The sequence below is a fragment of the Escherichia coli DSM 30083 = JCM 1649 = ATCC 11775 genome, from assembly GCF_003697165.2.
Lineage (GTDB): Bacteria > Pseudomonadota > Gammaproteobacteria > Enterobacterales > Enterobacteriaceae > Escherichia > Escherichia coli.
The window spans coordinates 117438-133800 of sequence record NZ_CP033092.2 but is presented as its reverse complement, the minus strand read 5'-3'; the positions used below and the strand labels follow the sequence as shown (position 1 = coordinate 133800).

Annotated in this window: 14 protein-coding genes; 6 read left to right on the top strand and 8 right to left on the bottom strand. The window is 53.2% G+C overall.

Translation table 11 applies throughout. The annotated features are described in order from the left end of the window. Position 1 precedes the first annotated feature (1 nt). From yiaN to araD, 6 genes are read left to right on the top strand one after another with little or no spacing between them, the layout of a single operon-like run. On the top strand, positions 2–1279 hold the full coding sequence (gene yiaN, locus EAS44_RS01425) for a 2,3-diketo-L-gulonate TRAP transporter large permease YiaN (RefSeq protein WP_000153844.1): 1278 nt from the start codon (positions 2–4) through the stop codon (positions 1277–1279). A 12-nt stretch (positions 1280–1291) separates the two neighbouring features. Then, positions 1292–2278, top strand: coding sequence for a 2,3-diketo-L-gulonate TRAP transporter substrate-binding protein YiaO (gene yiaO / locus EAS44_RS01420; protein WP_000776928.1), 987 nt, complete (start codon positions 1292–1294; stop codon positions 2276–2278). 3 nt (positions 2279–2281) lie between these two features. Next, positions 2282–3778, top strand: a complete 1497-nt coding sequence (gene lyxK, locus EAS44_RS01415; RefSeq protein ID WP_000196108.1) for an L-xylulokinase — start codon at positions 2282–2284, stop codon at positions 3776–3778. Continuing rightward, positions 3775–4437: a 3-keto-L-gulonate-6-phosphate decarboxylase UlaD gene (gene ulaD / locus EAS44_RS01410; RefSeq protein ID WP_000089506.1), complete on the top strand. Its 663-nt coding sequence runs from the start codon at positions 3775–3777 to the stop codon at positions 4435–4437. Before lyxK ends, ulaD begins: the two co-directional genes overlap by 4 nt. Next, on the top strand, positions 4430–5290 hold the full coding sequence (gene sgbU / locus EAS44_RS01405; RefSeq protein WP_001297963.1) for an L-ribulose-5-phosphate 3-epimerase: 861 nt from the start codon (positions 4430–4432) through the stop codon (positions 5288–5290). Before ulaD ends, sgbU begins: the two co-directional genes overlap by 8 nt. Then, positions 5284–5979 (top strand): L-ribulose-5-phosphate 4-epimerase, encoded by a 696-nt coding sequence (araD, locus tag EAS44_RS01400; RefSeq protein WP_000893156.1) that lies wholly within the window; start codon positions 5284–5286, stop codon positions 5977–5979. The genes sgbU and araD overlap by 7 nt, the downstream gene beginning before the upstream one ends. Positions 5980–6025: 46 nt before the next feature. Here araD and aldB read toward each other — a convergent pair whose 3' ends face one another. From aldB to yibI, 8 genes are all read right to left on the bottom strand, one after another. After that, the gene (gene aldB, locus EAS44_RS01395) at positions 6026–7564 is read right to left on the bottom strand and encodes an aldehyde dehydrogenase AldB (RefSeq protein WP_000183978.1); all 1539 of its coding nucleotides are present in this window, start codon (positions 7562–7564) and stop codon (positions 6026–6028) included. Between the two features lie 107 nt (positions 7565–7671). Then, positions 7672–8967: a Fic family protein gene (locus EAS44_RS01390; protein WP_000985743.1), complete on the bottom strand. Its 1296-nt coding sequence runs from the start codon at positions 8965–8967 to the stop codon at positions 7672–7674. A 129-nt stretch (positions 8968–9096) separates the two neighbouring features. Next, the gene (gene yiaY, locus EAS44_RS01385; RefSeq protein ID WP_000741500.1) at positions 9097–10248 is read right to left on the bottom strand and encodes an L-threonine dehydrogenase; all 1152 of its coding nucleotides are present in this window, start codon (positions 10246–10248) and stop codon (positions 9097–9099) included. 190 nt (positions 10249–10438) lie between these two features. Next, entirely contained in the window at positions 10439–12283 is a 1845-nt protein-coding gene (gene selB / locus EAS44_RS01380; protein WP_000582432.1) for a selenocysteine-specific translation elongation factor, read from the bottom strand. Next, a complete protein-coding gene (gene selA / locus EAS44_RS01375; RefSeq protein ID WP_000206263.1) occupies positions 12280–13671 on the bottom strand; it encodes an L-seryl-tRNA(Sec) selenium transferase in 1392 nt (463 codons plus the stop codon). The genes selB and selA overlap by 4 nt, the downstream gene beginning before the upstream one ends. 97 nt (positions 13672–13768) lie before the next feature. Then, positions 13769–14377: a glutathione S-transferase gene (yibF, locus tag EAS44_RS01370; RefSeq protein WP_000779792.1), complete on the bottom strand. Its 609-nt coding sequence runs from the start codon at positions 14375–14377 to the stop codon at positions 13769–13771. 70 nt (positions 14378–14447) lie between these two features. Further along, positions 14448–15584 carry an HlyD family secretion protein gene (yibH, locus tag EAS44_RS01365; protein ID WP_000364934.1) on the bottom strand — a complete coding sequence of 379 codons (1137 nt, stop codon included), beginning with the start codon at positions 15582–15584 and terminating at the stop codon, positions 14448–14450. 2 nt (positions 15585–15586) lie between these two features. Beyond that, positions 15587–15949: a DUF3302 domain-containing protein gene (gene yibI, locus EAS44_RS01360; RefSeq protein WP_000479632.1), complete on the bottom strand. Its 363-nt coding sequence runs from the start codon at positions 15947–15949 to the stop codon at positions 15587–15589. Between the last annotated feature and the right edge of the window lie 414 nt (positions 15950–16363).

The following is a 16363-nucleotide window of genomic DNA, read 5'->3' as shown; positions in this document are numbered from 1 at the left end:
GATGACAATCCTTATATTTATTGTCAGTTTGTTAGGGGCTATCGCAATTGGCGTTCCCATCGCCTGGGCATTATTACTGTGCGGCATTTCATTGATGTTCTGGATGGATATCTTTGATGTGCAAATTCTGGCACAAACGTTGGTAAATGGCGCAGACAGCTTCTCCCTGTTAGCCATCCCCTTCTTTGTACTGGCGGGTGAGATCATGAACGCGGGCGGCCTGTCGCAACGTATCGTCGACTTGCCAATGAAACTGGTAGGCCACAGGCCAGGCGGTCTGGGTTACGTGGGCGTGCTGGCAGCGATGATCATGGCAAGCCTGTCCGGTTCTGCGGTTGCTGATACCGCAGCTGTCGCGGCGCTGCTGGTGCCGATGATGCGCCAGGCCAGCTATCCGGTAAACCGCGCCGCCGGGCTTATCGGTTCCGGGGGGATTATTGCGGCCATTATCCCGCCTTCCATACCACTCATTATCTTCGGCGTCTCCAGCGGACTCTCCATCAGCAAACTGTTTATGGCGGGCATTGCGCCAGGCATCATGATGGGCGTCACGCTGATGGTTACCTGGTGGTGGCAGGCAAAACGACTGAATTTACCTTGTCAGCCGAAAGCCTCACTGCGAGAAGTCTGGCAATCCTTAGTTTCCGGTATTTGGGCGCTCTTTTTACCGATAATTATTATTGGCGGTTTCCGTTCGGGGTTATTTACACCGACCGAAGCAGGCGCGGTTGCCGCCTTCTACGCTCTGTTCGTCTCGGTGGTGGTCTATCGCGAGATGACCTTCTCCACGCTTTATCATGTGCTGATTAACGCGGCAAAAACCACATCCGTGGTGATGTTCCTGGTGGCCTCTGCTGCGGTATCTGCATGGCTTATTACGATCGCCGAATTACCCATGATGGTATCGGAGCTATTACAACCGTTGGTTGATTCGCCTCGCTTATTATTCATCGTCATTATGCTCGCTATTATGGTGATCAGTACGGTCATGGACTTAACGCCTACCGTATTAATTCTTACACCAGTATTAATGCCATTAGTGAAAGAAGCGGGAATAGATCCGGTCTATTTCGGCATCATGTTTATTATCAACTGTTCAATATCACTGATTACGCCTCCAGTCGGTAATGTTCTTAACGTGGTATGCGGCGTGGCGAAACTTAAATTTGACGATGCGGTAAAAGGCGTTGCGCCTTACGTCATGGTTTTATTCATGTTGTTAGCATTATTTATTTTTATACCGGAGCTCATTACCGCTCCTCTTAAATGGATGAGTTAAAAGGAAATCATAATGAAATTACGTTCTGTAACCTACGCTTTATTAATTGCCGGAGTGGCGACGTTCAGCACATCTTCTCTGGCGGCACAATCATTACGTTTCGGTTATGAAACCTCACAAACCGATTCACAACATATTGCGGCGAAAAAATTTAATGAATTACTGCAGGAAAAAACCAAAGGCGAACTGAAATTAAAACTGTTCCCGGATAGCACCCTTGGTAATGCGCAGGCGATGATCAGCGGCGTGCGTGGCGGCACTATTGATATGGAGATGTCTGGCTCTAACAACTTTACGGGACTCTCGCCCGTCATCAACCTGCTCGATGTCCCGTTCCTGTTCCGCGATACCGCTCACGCGCATAAAACGCTCGACGGCAAAGTCGGTGATGACCTGAAAGTCTCCCTTGAAGGTAAGGGGCTGAAAGTACTGGCCTACTGGGAAAACGGCTGGCGCGATGTCACCAACTCGCGTGCACCGGTCAAAACGCCTGCCGACCTGAAAGGGTTGAAAATCCGCACCAACAACAGCCCGATGAATATCGCTGCATTTAAAGTTTTTGGCGCTAACCCGATCCCGATGCCGTTTGCCGAAGTCTATACCGGGCTGGAAACCCGCACTATCGACGCTCAGGAACACCCGATCAACGTCGTCTGGTCAGCAAAATTTTATGAAGTGCAGAAGTACCTTTCTCTGACCCATCACGCCTATTCGCCGCTTCTGGTGGTGATCAACAAAGCGAAGTTTGATGGCTTAACCCCGGAGTTCCAGCAAGCACTGATCTCATCTGCACAGGAAGCGGGTAGCTATCAGCGCAAACTGGTCGCCGAAGATCAGCAAAAAATCATCGACGGTATGAAAGAAGCGGGCGTGGAAGTCATCACCGATCTCGACCGCAAAGCCTTTAGCGATGCGCTGGGTACCCAGGTCCGTGACATGTTTGTTAAAGATGTTCCGCAGGGTGCTGATCTGCTGAAAGCCGTGGATGAGGTGCAATAAACCATGACGCAATACTGGCTGGGGTTAGATTGTGGCGGTAGCTGGCTGAAAGCCGGGCTGTATGACCGAGAAGGCCGGGAGGCGGGCGTGCAGCGCCTGCCGCTGTGCGCATTAAGTCCACAGCCAGGCTGGGCAGAGCGCGACATGGCAGAACTGTGGCAATGTTGCACTGCTGTCATTCGCGCCCTGCTTACCCATTCTGGCGTCAGCGGGGAACAAATTGTCGGTATCGGCATCTCCGCGCAGGGAAAGGGCTTATTTCTACTTGATAAAAACGACAAACCGCTCGGTAACGCCATTTTGTCCTCGGATCGCCGGGCGATGGAAATCGTTCGTCGCTGGCAGAAAGATGGCATCCCGGAAAAACTCTATCCGCTGACCCGACAAACCTTATGGACCGGGCATCCGGTGTCGCTGTTACGCTGGCTGAAAGAGCACAAACCAGAACGCTACGCGCAAATTGGCTGCGTGATGATGACGCACGACTACCTGCGCTGGTGTTTAACCGGCGTCAAAGGTTGCGAAGAGAGCAATATTTCTGAGTCCAATCTCTACAACATGGGTCGCGGGGAATATGACCCGTACCTTACCGACTGGCTGGGGATCGCTGAAATCAATCACGCCCTGCCGCCTGTTGTCGGATCTGCCGAAATCTGCGGGGAAATCACCGCTCAGACAGCCGTACTGACCGGTCTGAAAGCGGGTACCCCCGTTGTCGGCGGCCTGTTTGATGTGGTTTCCACCGCACTCTGCGCCGGACTCGAAGACGAATTCACCCTCAATGCGGTGATGGGGACCTGGGCGGTGACCAGCGGCATAACCCACGGTTTACGTGACGGTGAAGCGCATCCGTATGTCTATGGTCGCTACGTTAACGATGGTCAATTTATCGTTCACGAAGCCAGCCCCACCTCTTCCGGCAATCTCGAATGGTTTACCGCACAGTGGGGAGAAATCTCATTTGCTGAGATTAATCAGGCCGTTGCCAGTTTGCCGAAAGCCGGTGGCGATCTCTTCTTCCTGCCGTTCCTGTACGGCAGCAACGCCGGACTCGAAATGACCAGTGGTTTCTACGGGATGCAGGCCATTCACACCCGTGCACACCTCTTACAGGCCATCTATGAAGGGGTGGTGTTCAGCCATATGACCCATCTCAACCGGATGCGCGAACGTTTTACTGATGTGCACACCCTGCGCGTCACTGGCGGCCCGGCGCACTCCGATGTCTGGATGCAAATGCTGGCGGACGTCAGCGGTCTGCGTATCGAGCTGCCGCAGGTGGAAGAAACCGGCTGCTTTGGTGCGGCACTTGCCGCCCGCGTCGGTACCGGGGTTTATCGCGATTTCAGCGAAGCCCAACGTGACTTGCGACACCCGGTACGCACCCTGCTGCCGGATATGGCCGCCCATCAGCTTTACCAACAAAAATACCAACGCTATCAACATCTCATTACCGCACTTCAGGGTTATCACGCCCGCATCAAGGAGCACACATTATGAGTCGACCACTTCTGCAACTGGCCCTCGACCACTCATCACTTGAAGCCGCGCAGCGCGACGTGACGCGGTTAAAAGACAGCGTCGATATTGTCGAAGCAGGCACCATTCTCTGTTTAAACGAAGGGCTTGGCGCCGTGAAAGCCTTGCGCGAACAGTGCCCTGACAAAATCATCGTTGCCGACTGGAAGGTCGCCGACGCGGGTGAAACGCTCGCGCAACAGGCATTTGGCGCAGGCGCTAACTGGATGACCATCATCTGCGCCGCGCCGCTCGCCACGGTGGAAAAAGGCCACGCGATGGCGCAACGCTGCGGCGGTGAAATCCAGATCGAGCTGTTCGGCAACTGGACGCTGGACGATGCCCGTGACTGGCATCGTATTGGCGTGCGGCAGGCCATTTATCATCGTGGTCGTGACGCGCAGGCCAGCGGGCAACAGTGGGGCGAGGCCGATCTGGCACGCATGAAGGCGCTTTCCGATATCGGCCTTGAGCTTTCCATTACCGGCGGGATTACCCCTGCTGACCTGCCGCTGTTTAAAGAGATCCGCGTGAAAGCGTTTATTGCCGGACGGGCGCTGGCAGGCGCAGCAAATCCGGCGCAAGTGGCTGGCGATTTCCATGCGCAAATCGACTCCATCTGGGGAGGCAAGCGTGCGTAATCATCCGTTAGGCATTTATGAAAAAGCGCTGGCGAAAGATCTCTCCTGGCCGGAGCGGCTGGTGCTGGCAAAAAGCTGTGGTTTTGATTTTGTCGAAATGTCGGTGGATGAAACCGACGAACGGTTGTCACGTCTTGACTGGAGCGCCGCACAACGTGCTTCGCTGGTCACTGCGATGATCGAAACGGGTGTTGCTATTCCGTCAATGTGCCTGTCCGCACATCGTCGTTTTCCTTTTGGTAGCCGGGACGACGCCGTGCGCCAGCGGGCGCGGGAGATTATGAGTAAAGCGATTCGCCTGGCGCGCGATCTCGGCATTCGTACTATTCAACTGGCAGGTTACGACGTCTATTACGAGGATCATGACGAAGGCACCCAGCAACGGTTTGCTGAAGGGCTGGCGTGGGCGGTTGAACAGGCAGCGGCATCACAAGTCATGCTGGCGGTGGAGATTATGGACACCGCGTTTATGAACTCTATCAGCAAATGGAAAAAGTGGGACGAAATGCTTGCGTCACCGTGGTTCACCGTTTACCCGGACGTAGGCAATCTCAGCGCCTGGGGCAATGATGTTCCCGCCGAACTGAAACTGGGCATCGACCGTATCGCCGCCATCCACCTGAAAGACACTCAACCCGTTACCGAACATAGCCCCGGACAGTTCCGCGATGTGCCGTTTGGCGAAGGCTGTGTCGATTTTGTTGGCATCTTCAAAACGCTGCATGAGCTGAACTATCGCGGATCATTTCTGATTGAAATGTGGACCGAAAAAGCCAAAGAGCCGGTGCTGGAGATTATTCAGGCGCGGCGCTGGATTGAAGCGCGTATGCAGGAGGCCGGATTTATATGTTAGAGCAACTGAAAGCTGACGTGCTGGCGGCAAACCTGGCGCTTCCCGTTCATCATCTGGTGACGTTCACCTGGGGCAATGTCAGCGCGATAGACGAAACGCGGCAATGGATGGTGATTAAGCCTTCCGGCGTTGAGTATGAGGTAATGACCGCCGACGATATGGTGGTGGTTGAGATAGCCAGCGGCAAGGTGGTGGAAGGCAGCAAAAAGCCCTCTTCCGACACGCCAACGCATCTGGCGCTTTACCGTCGCTTTGCGGAGATTGGCGGCATAGTGCATACCCACTCGCGCCACGCCACCATCTGGTCGCAGGCCGGACTTGATCTCCCCGCCTGGGGCACTACTCACGCCGATTATTTTTACGGAGCCATCCCCTGCACGCGCCTGATGACCGCAGAAGAGATCAACGGCGAGTATGAATACCAGACCGGCGAAGTGATCATTAAAACCTTCGAAGAGCGTGGGTTGAACCCGGCACAAATCCCGGCGGTACTGGTGCATTCTCACGGCCCGTTCGCCTGGGGAAAAAATGCCGCCGATGCGGTGCATAACGCCGTGGTACTGGAAGAGTGCGCCTATATGGGTCTGTTCTCGCGCCAGCTTGCGCCACAGCTCCCTGCGATGCAAAACGAACTGCTGGATAAGCACTACCTGCGTAAGCATGGGGCCAATGCCTATTACGGGCAGTAGCCATACCTGAGAGTGCCCGGCAATACACGCCGGGCAGCCTTTCACATCAGAACAGCCCCAACGGTTTATCCGAGTAGCTCACCAGCAGGCACTTGGTTTGCTGGTAATGCTCAAGCATCATTTTGTGGGTTTCACGGCCAATGCCTGATTGTTTGTAGCCGCCAAACGCCGCATGTGCCGGGTAAGCGTGATAACAGTTGGTCCACACGCGCCCTGCCTGAATGCCGCGCCCCATCTTATAGGCCAGATTACCGTTGCGGCTCCAGACGCCCGCGCCCAGACCATATTGCGTATCGTTCGCCAGCTCCAGCGCTTCTTCCATCGTTTTGAAGGTGGTTACCGCCAGCACCGGGCCAAAAATCTCCTCCTGGAACACGCGCATATTGTTCTGACCAAACAGAATCGTCGGTTCGAGGTAGTAGCCGTCTTTCAGTTCGCCTTCCAGCAGCTTGCGTCGCCCGCCGGTGAGCACATCAGCGCCCTCTTTTTTACCGATATCAATGTAGTTGAGGATGGTTTCCAGTTGCCCGTGAGAAACCTGCGCGCCCATTTGCGTCACGCTGTCGAGCGGGTTACCGCTGCGAATGCTTTCGACACGGCGGATAGCGCGTTCCATAAAGCGTTCGTAGATAGACTCCTGCACTAAAGCACGGCTTGGACAGGTGCAAACTTCGCCCTGGTTAAAGGCAAACAGTGCAAAGCCTTCCAGCGCTTTATCGAAAAAGGCATCTTCTTCATCCATCACATCAGCAAAGAAGATATTTGGCGATTTGCCGCCCAGCTCCAGCGTCACCGGAATAATGTTTTGCGTGGCGTATTGCATAATTTGTTGGCCCACTTCCGTTGAGCCGGTAAACGCCACTTTGGCGATGCGTTTCGAGGTCGCCAGATATTCGCCAATTTCCCCACCTGCGCCGTTGACCACGTTCACCACCCCTGGCGGCAGTAAATCACCGACGATTTCCATTAGCAGCAGTACAGAAAGCGGAGTAAGACGTGCGGGTTTCAGCACCACACAGTTGCCAGCCGCCAGCGCGGGAGCCATTTTCCAGCTCGCCATCAGCAGCGGGAAGTTCCACGGGATAATCTGCCCCACCACGCCTAACGGTTCATGGAAATGATAGGCCACGGTTTCGCTATCCACTTCACTGATCCCACCTTCCTGCGCCCGAATACACGAGGCGAAATAGCGAAAATGATCAATCGCCAGCGGCACGTCGGCAGCACTGGTTTCGCGAATGGGTTTGCCGTTATCCCAGGTTTCTGCCGTCGCTAAAAGTTCAAGGTTTTGTTCCATTCGATCGGCAATCTTAAACAGAATCGCCGCGCGATCCTGCACCGAGGTGTGCGCCCATTTATCTTTCACTTTATGCGCAGCATCCAGCGCCAGATCGATGTCTCGTTTGCCCGAAGACGCCACTTCGCACAGTAGCTGCCCGGTCACCGGCGTCAGGTTCTGGTAATACTCGCCATCGGCAGGCGCTACCCATTCGCCACCGATAAAGTTGTCGTAGCGGGCTTTTAATTTGAGGGGGAAACCATACTCGCCGGGCTTAATCTGTGCTGAAGGGGGATTATTGGTCATGATCGTCTCCTTGCTGTGTGAGGTATAACAAGGGTAGACGTGACTGGCGAAATCTTCGCCAGTCGGTAACAGCTTTACGACGGCTATCACGAATTTACGGGCAAAAGCTACAGCGGGTAGTGTGCGACGTACACTGCTTGCTGGTTATTAATTCTTTTCTCTTGCGCGAATCCTTCTTTAACAATTGTCCGTAAATCGGTCCGCGCCGTATTATCCGAGACGCTCAGACTCACACTAATTTCAGCAACTGTGTACTCTTTCCCCGGATTGGCGAGCATCACATTCAGGAGCGTTACCTGGCGCGGATTCAGGCGTTTAAGCACACCAGAGCTAAACAGCACACTATCGAGTTTTGCGCTTCGTTGTGTAATTTCATCGATATGCTGCTGCCAGTTTTGCAGAGCACGTTTAATGACACCCGCCTGATATTCAAGGAAATAAGTCAGATCCATACCATCTGATTCAGTGTACTGGTAGCTGGCGGCATATTTGACCGGTGCAGCATGAAGCAAACTGCTGATGGAAATATATTTAAAGACATCGTAGCCCGATTTCAGCATATACCAGTAAAACAGCGCCCGACTGGTGCGCCCGTTGCCATCGCGAAATGGATGTTCATGGGCCAGCATAAAATGCAGAATGCAGGCACGGACCAACGGATGAATATACCCTTCATGGCTGTTTAACCACTGGCAAACTTTTTCCAGCCGTTCCGGTAACAATGCCGCAGCGGACGGTTGATGCACTATATTGCCATCATAGTCGGCGATCACAACATCATCTGTTTCACGAAATTCTCCCGGACGATATTTCGCGTCATTGATTCCACCCATACCAATGGCATGTAACTGGCGAATAAGCGCAGGTGTCAGCGGTTCTGCGAGTAAGTGCGGAATTTCCGCCATCAGCCGGGCATTTCCCGCAATCATATGCTCGTCTTCAGTGCGTGGCGACCGCCCTGTTTCCAGCATTTTTCTCGCCACCAGCGTTGTAGTATTCGCACCTTCCAGCTGGGAGCTGGTGATCGGCTCTTCCAGGCGTAACTGGCTTAACTCGGCTCCGGCCCCGCGTAACCGTTCAGTCTGATCTTTCAGCGCCAGCGCGGTAGCACGTTTGTCGACAAGCTCGCACGCTTCTGCAATCACCGGGGTAATGTTGAATCCGGCCTGTTCACCCGCTTCATTGCAATAATTAATTCGTTGGATCGCCGCGTTGCGCGCCAGACGGGTAAGCGTCCACGCCACATCGACGTTTTCTCCTTTTTTGATGCGGTACTGCAACTCATCAAAAGGCAGATAACGTCCTTTTTCATCGGTAACCCGGTTAAAGCGCAGGTGGGCCAGGAGTTCCTCACCCGATAAGTGTGATAAAGGAATAAGTCCGGGAGGTGATTTGATAGCCATGTGCTTATCTCAAAAAAGCGCAATATTGAGATAGTGTATAGCAGGAAAGAGAAACTATCTCAAAAAAAGCAAGTTTTGAGATAGTTGAAAAAGCGGCTGACAACTCGCCAGCCGTTGTGGGAATGATGATTACATCGCTGCGCGATAAATCGCCACAATTTCTTCGTGAGTTGCCTGAATCGGGTTAGTAAAGCCGCAGGCATCTTTCAGGGCATTAGTCGCCAGAACCGCGAAATCTTCTTCTTTCACGTTCAGGTCGCGTAGGCCTGCCGGGATATCCACTTTCTTCGCCAGTTCACGGATGGCGTTAATGCAGGCTTCAGCACCTTCCGCGTCGTTTTTACCTGTCACGTTCACGCCCATTGCAGCGGCACAATCACGCAGACGTGCAGCGGCGACTTTGCTGTTGAATACCTGAACATGCGGCAGCAAAACGGCGTTACATACACCGTGTGGCAGGTTGTAGAAACCGCCCAGCTGGTGCGCCATCGCATGAACATAACCCAGAGAAGCATTATTGAACGCCATACCGGCGAGGAACTGGGCATAAGCCATTGCTTCACGCGCTTTCGCATTACTGCCATCTTCAACGGCTAACGGCAGGTTTTCGGCAATCATGGTCACGGCTTTCAGTGCACAAGCGTCAGTGATCGGCGTGGCGGCAATAGAAACATACGCTTCGATAGCGTGCGTTAAGGCATCCATACCCGTTGCGGCGGTCAGTGACTTCGGCATACCAATCATCAGAGAGGAGTCATTGACAGAAAGCAGCGGAGTTACATGTTTATCCACAATCGCCATTTTGATGTGACGCGCTTCGTCAGTGATGATGCAGAAACGGGTCATTTCAGAGGCCGTACCCGCCGTGGTGTTGATGGCGATCATCGGCAGCTGCGGTTTTGCAGAGCGGTCAACGCCTTCATAATCGCGGATGTCACCGCCGTTGGCTGCAACCAGCGCAATACCTTTTGCGCAGTCGTGTGGAGAACCACCGCCTAAAGAAATCACGCTATCGCAATTATTTTCTTTAAGTAATTTCAAACCTGCGGCGACGTTTTCCGTGGTGGGGTTAGGTTGGGTGCCATCATAAATAACGCTAAAAATATTGCGTTCTTCCAGTGCTTTTTGCACATCACCCGCCATACCCAATTTCGTTAACATATTGTCGGTGACAATTAAGGTACGGGTAAATCCATAATCTGCCATCATATTCATTGCATCATTCAATGAATCAGCACCAATAACATTCACGGAAGGAATAAAAAAGGTTGAAGCTGCCATAACACACTCCTGAAAGTGTAAAAAAGGGCGGGCAGCTTACTGAGGATTTTCATTTGAAAATATGATCAACATTACCGTTTATTAAAATATTTTTAATAAAAAGCACGTTACATTCATCAAATAACGTGCCTTCTTAACATTAATAAGAAATTTTGTATTAATTCATATTTATTATGAATTAATCATTTCCTTATTTTTCCGGAAATAATAATGCGTCGCGCAATAAATGATCATTTCCACGACGACGCGTAAAGCCAATACGGTCAAAATATTCCAGAATCTGAATTGCCAGCTTGCGGCCTACGCCTAAGCGATCGCGGAAATCCGCCGCGCAGGTTGAACCGCATTCCTGATCGAGATCGCGGATCATATTGGCAAATTCGACAATCCGATCGTTACGGTAATAACGATCTTTGACGATCGCAGTAATTATCCCCTGTTGCGCCGCCTGGCGTAGCGTCAGGCGCATTGCCTGCTCGTCGGTTCCCGTCTCTTTTGCCAGGTCACGCACCCACCATGGCTCGTCACCAAACAGCGGCTCTGCTTTTTGCCAGATGGCCTGCTGCTCTTCGCTGAAGCCCGCTTTATGATCCGGCAGATGCAGCCAGCCGTGATGGCTGTGGATGTCGCCGCTTTCGCGCATCTTTTCAATCAGCAACAGTACCAGCGCGTCATCTTCCATTGGCAACGCCATACGTCGCAGACGTTCGCGCCCAGGACCAGGTTCATCGCGATGTTGCTCATGATAAGTCGCTAATGTGTCGAGAATTTTCCGCTGCCAGCGGGCGGCAACTGGCGCATTCAACAAGCTGTAACCAGCCTGAATATAACCAGGCTGTTGCAGCAGTTCGCGCATCCCTTCGCCGTTGAGCTGCCGTGCCCAGGCGAAATCCGCAAGGTTAACCGCGCCGCGTTCCAGATGAACAGATAACGCATCGGCATCGCTCTGCGCCCGTGCAAGAGACGCCAGCCATTGCAGATATTCCGGCTTACGCTTACCGCGGCGCGGCGGGTTAAGCATCACCACACGCGCCCCCGCCAGCGTGTTGCGGGCCGAGATATCGCGCAGCACTAAGCGATCGTTATCCGCCAGCCACAGCGGCGTGTCGAACACCAGCTCGGCAAGGTTATCTTCCAGCAGCGAAACGCGTCCCGTAACGTGGCTGGCGGCGTGGTGAATATGCAGCGGCTGCCACTGGGTCAGCGGTGTATGGGTTTGAAGCTCGACAATCACCCGTGTGAACGGCTCCGGCGGCACATCGGCAAGCAGCCAGTCGCCACGGTTAATCTGCTCTTTTTCCGCATCACCCGCGATGTTAAGCGCGATACGCTGCCCGGCATGGGCAGTTTCTGTTGGCTGATTTTGCGCATGTAGCGCACGCACGCGCATCGGTTTATTTACACCAGTCAGCCATAGTGAATCGCCTACCTTCACTTCCCCGCTTAACGCCGTACCGGTGACGACCAGCCCGGCACCTTTTACGGTAAATGCACGGTCGATCGCGAGGCGGAAACTATGTTGGCTGGCGTGTTCACGTTCTGGTAACTGAAGCAGATGCTCGCGCAGGGCATCAATTCCCCGACCTTCGGTTGCTGCGGTGATAAACAGTTTTGCCTCAGCAAAACCGTATTCCCGCAGCACCTCCTTTACCTGGCGTTCAACCTCATCAACACGCGCTTCGTCCACGCGATCGGCTTTGGTCAGCGCCACTGTCAGCATCGGGTTACCGGTCAGCTGCAAAATCGCCAGATGCTCACGGGTCTGTGCCATCACGCCGTCATCGCACGCCACCACCAACAGCGCGTGATCAATACCACCAACGCCCGCCAGCATGTTGGAAAGAAACTTTTCATGACCGGGTACGTCGATAAAACCAGGCACGCGACCATCCGGCTGCGGCCAGTAGGCATAGCCGAGATCGATGGTCATGCCGCGCTTTTTTTCTTCCGGCAGACGGTCGGCATTTACGCCCGTAATCGCCTGCAACAAGGTTGTTTTGCCGTGGTCAACGTGTCCGGCAGTCGCAATAATCATTTCAACAACATCTCCAAAAACCGTTGCTCATCTTCAAGGCAGCGTAAATCCAGCCACAATCGTCCGTCATAAATACGACCAATCACCGGCACTGGCAATTCACGCCAGCGGGCGGCTAATGACTCAAGGTGGCTACCGCGTCCATCATGGGGTGTAAACGTTAATGCCGCGCTCGGCAGGCGATCAACCGGCAGCGAACCACTGCCAATCTGCGAAAGACATGGCATAACCTGTACCGCAAACTCCGCGCCGTAATGTGCGGCAAGGGGAGCCTGTAAACGTTGTGCCTGGATTTGAATGACCTCTGCGCTGCGGGTAAGCAGGCGCAGGGTCGGTAATTTTTCACTCAGCGCTTCAGAGTGTAAATAAAGACGCAACGTGGCTTCCAGCGCCGCAAGGGTCATTTTATCCGCGCGTAATGCACGCTTCAGCGGGTGGCTTTGCAGTCGGGCGATCATCTCTTTTTTACCAACAATAATTCCTGCCTGCGGCCCGCCTAACAACTTGTCGCCGGAGAAGCTCACCAGACTGACGCCCGCCGCAATCAACTCCTGCGGCATTGGCTCTTTCGGCAAACCGTACTGGCTAAGATCGACCAGCGAGCCACTGCCTAAATCAGTCACTACGGGGACATCCAGCTCTTTGCCGAGCGCCACCAGTTCCGCTTCATCTATCGCTTTGGTGAATCCCTGAATGCTGTAGTTACTGGTATGTACTTTCATCAACAGCGCGGTATTTTCATTCACCGCCTGGCGATAATCATTAGCGTGCGTGCGGTTGGTGGTCCCCACTTCGTGTAGGGTGCAGCCTGCCTGACGCATGACATCAGGAATACGAAACGCGCCGCCAATCTCCACCAGTTCGCCGCGAGAAACCACCACCTCTTTCCCGCTGGCAGTGGCCGCCAACATCAATAACACCGCCGCCGCATTGTTATTAACAATACAGGCATCTTCCGCCCCCGTAATACGGCACAGCAGCTGCGCCAGCGCCCGATCGCGATGTCCGCGTCCGGCGTCGTCCAGATCGTACTCGAGGGTCACTGGCGAACGCATAGCCTTCGTAACGGCTTCCACCGCGGCTTCCGCCTGTAAAGCTCGCCCAAGGTTGGTATGCAGCACGGTTCCCGTCAGGTTGATCACCGGACGCAGCGCGCTTTGCGCCTCTTTCGTCAACCGGGCATCGACTTCTTGCGCCCAGTTTTCACACCACGCGGGCAGCGTCTGGCTGTCACGAATCACTTCTCGCGCTTCGTCAAGCATCTGACGCAGCAATTCCACCACGCGGGTGTGACCATAAGTATCACGCAAAGAAAGGAAGGAGCTATCGCGCAATAAGCGATCAATAGCCGGAAGTTGACTATAGAGGGAACGCGTTTCGGTTGTCATAGGAAACCTGGCTGATCAAGGCCCTCTCACACGGAGAAGGGCGTTTAACATAACCACGGATTGTAACGTGAGATGGGTCAGGAGGACATATCGCGCATCAAGCCTTTGGCGGTTCGGTGCGAGCAAAACTTTCGCGGCTAAACAGGTTTTCGACCAGTTTGACTAAGTGTGGGCGGTCGACACACCAGCCTGGCGCAACGCGGCGGAAATTGAGATATCCGACGGCACAGGCAATGGCGATAGTCGCCAGATTGACCGTATCGGTTTTGAGTGTGCCATCGACCAGATATCCTTCCAGCACATCCAGACTGCGGTTGATTTTCTCACGCTGACGTAACAATTCATCTTCAGACTGCTGCGCCGCCGGACGCGCCTGTTCACGCACCGATACCAGCCCGGCATCCATAATGCCATCCGCCAGCGCCTCAATTTTGCGCACCCGCAACGACTCCAGCGGATCACGCGGCAACATCGCCGGAGCAACATTCATTAATTCAATATATTCAGCGATGATCGGCGAATCAAACCAGCATTCGCCCTCTTCGGTCACCAGCACCGGCACTTTTCCTAACGGGTTAAATTGCGCCACGCCGTTATCCGCGTTATAGGGCAGTTCATTAATAAATTCGAACGTTATGCCCTTTTCTAACAACAGAATAGAAAGTTTGCGTACAAACGGGCTGGTGTAGCTACCGACGAGTTTCATGCCGAGTCCTTTGTGCGAGGAAAAATATCAGTATGGCTCAGGCTCGCGCAAAACACAGGTGATACAAGTCTCAATGATCCAAATAAAGATAATGCATCCAACTGGTCATTCTTAGCAGCACTTTCCGCATCACCGAAACATGGCTGAAATGGTCGGAGTAAACTGCCACCTGGGCGTAGATGCCGTCGGGTAAGGCATCGATATCAGCGTTAGGGTCCAGTTCAATGGTTCCCAGCACACCGTCCGTGCCGGGCACGACCGTTAATGATTGCAATACCCCCTGCGCCTGATAAGAACCGCCTGGCACGACAGGTAAAATACTGGTCAGTTTGCCGTGAAACACCTGCCCAGGTAGCGCGTTAAACACCACTTCCGCATCATCGCCGGGTTTCAGACGTAACAGCGAGTTTTGCCGAAATTGGGCGACAATTTGCCGTTTTTGCTCGGGGATGAAGACCATCACCGGACGCAGCGGCAAGGCAGCTGCGTATGTACCTGGGCGGATCAGTACCTGAGTGACGTAGCCATTGCTCGGTGCGCGAATGACAGTCTGCTCAAGGTTATATTTTGCTTCAGTAAGTTGCGCTCTTAAGCTCACAATCTGCGATTGCTCGCCGTTAACCATACTGTCGAGCTGGCTCTGGATCTGCGCCTGCTCCGCCACCGAGCCTTTCACCAGCGCATCCTGCGCGAGGAAATTTTGCCGCGCATCGTCGATGTCACGTTCCGAGAACGGATTCACCGCCGCCTGGCTGCCTTTCAGATAACGTTGATAATTTTTAAACAGACGGTCGCGCTCCGCTGAAACCTGGGTGGTGTTGGCCTGCGCTTCAGTGAGCTGCGCGCGCAGCGTCTTTATATTATGCGTCGCCGTCATCAGGTCTGCCTGAAGCCTGTCAACTCGCGCCTGGTAACGAACCGGGTCGAGCTTAAAAAGCACCTCGCCCTTCTGAATAAGCTGATTATTTTTGTCGGTGACTTCAGTAACAATTCCCGTCACCTGTGGCGTGATGGGGATCGCTATCACTGCCTTTTGCGCGGTAAAAGTGTAAGGGTGGTTGTAGTTCATCAACAAAATCAAACCACTCACCAGAAACACGCCTCCCAGCGCCGCCGTCGCCAGCGTCCACTGATTCACCGGAATGCGGAAGATTTTAAAGACCGCCCACGCCAGCGCCACGTAAGTTAAAACAATCAATAGATCCATAATTAGATCTCCGGAAACGTGGAATAGTCAGTCTTTTTCTCGGCGGCGAGTTGGTGCTCCAGCCGGGAAATCCGGTCAGAAAGTGCGGCGATTTCCGCGTCAGTCGTTTTCTCTTGCGGCGTAACATGCGACTGCATGCCCCAGCCGCGCTCCGGTTGATAGAGCGTCGCCCAGATCCACAGGAACGGCCAGATAACATGCAGGGTAAACAGGCTTACCCAGCCCGCCGTATGAATAGCGTCGGCATGGGGATGGTTGCGCTTTTTGGCAATCAGATAAGGGATGTCATGTATCGCGATGATTCCATAAAAAATCACCAGAAAGACGAAGATCAGCACTCCCAACGCGAAATAGTTTAGAAACATATCTGCCTCGGATTCACGTTTATCAGTGTTGTTTTTTGGCTGGCAGCCAGAAGGGAGTCAGGCTGATATTTTGACAATAATCCGGGTTCGCGATTCTCGCCATAACACCAAAGAATAATTTAAGAGGTGATGAGTTGCTTAGTTACATAACGATTTTATGACGAAGGCATAACATGCTGTAGATCACATCAGGTGAACGCCGTAAGAAAATATCTTGTGATTCAGATCACAAAGATTCAACAAACCATCAAAATAAAAATGTGACATAACTCACATTTAAATGCCATTTTTAGCGAAAATCGCCGCCTTGTTGCTTTTTTACACAAGCATTTTGTGATGAACATCACGTCAATTACCTCTCTACCCCCTACATTTATGTGACTGATATCACACAAAAGGCCGCCGACTGGACAG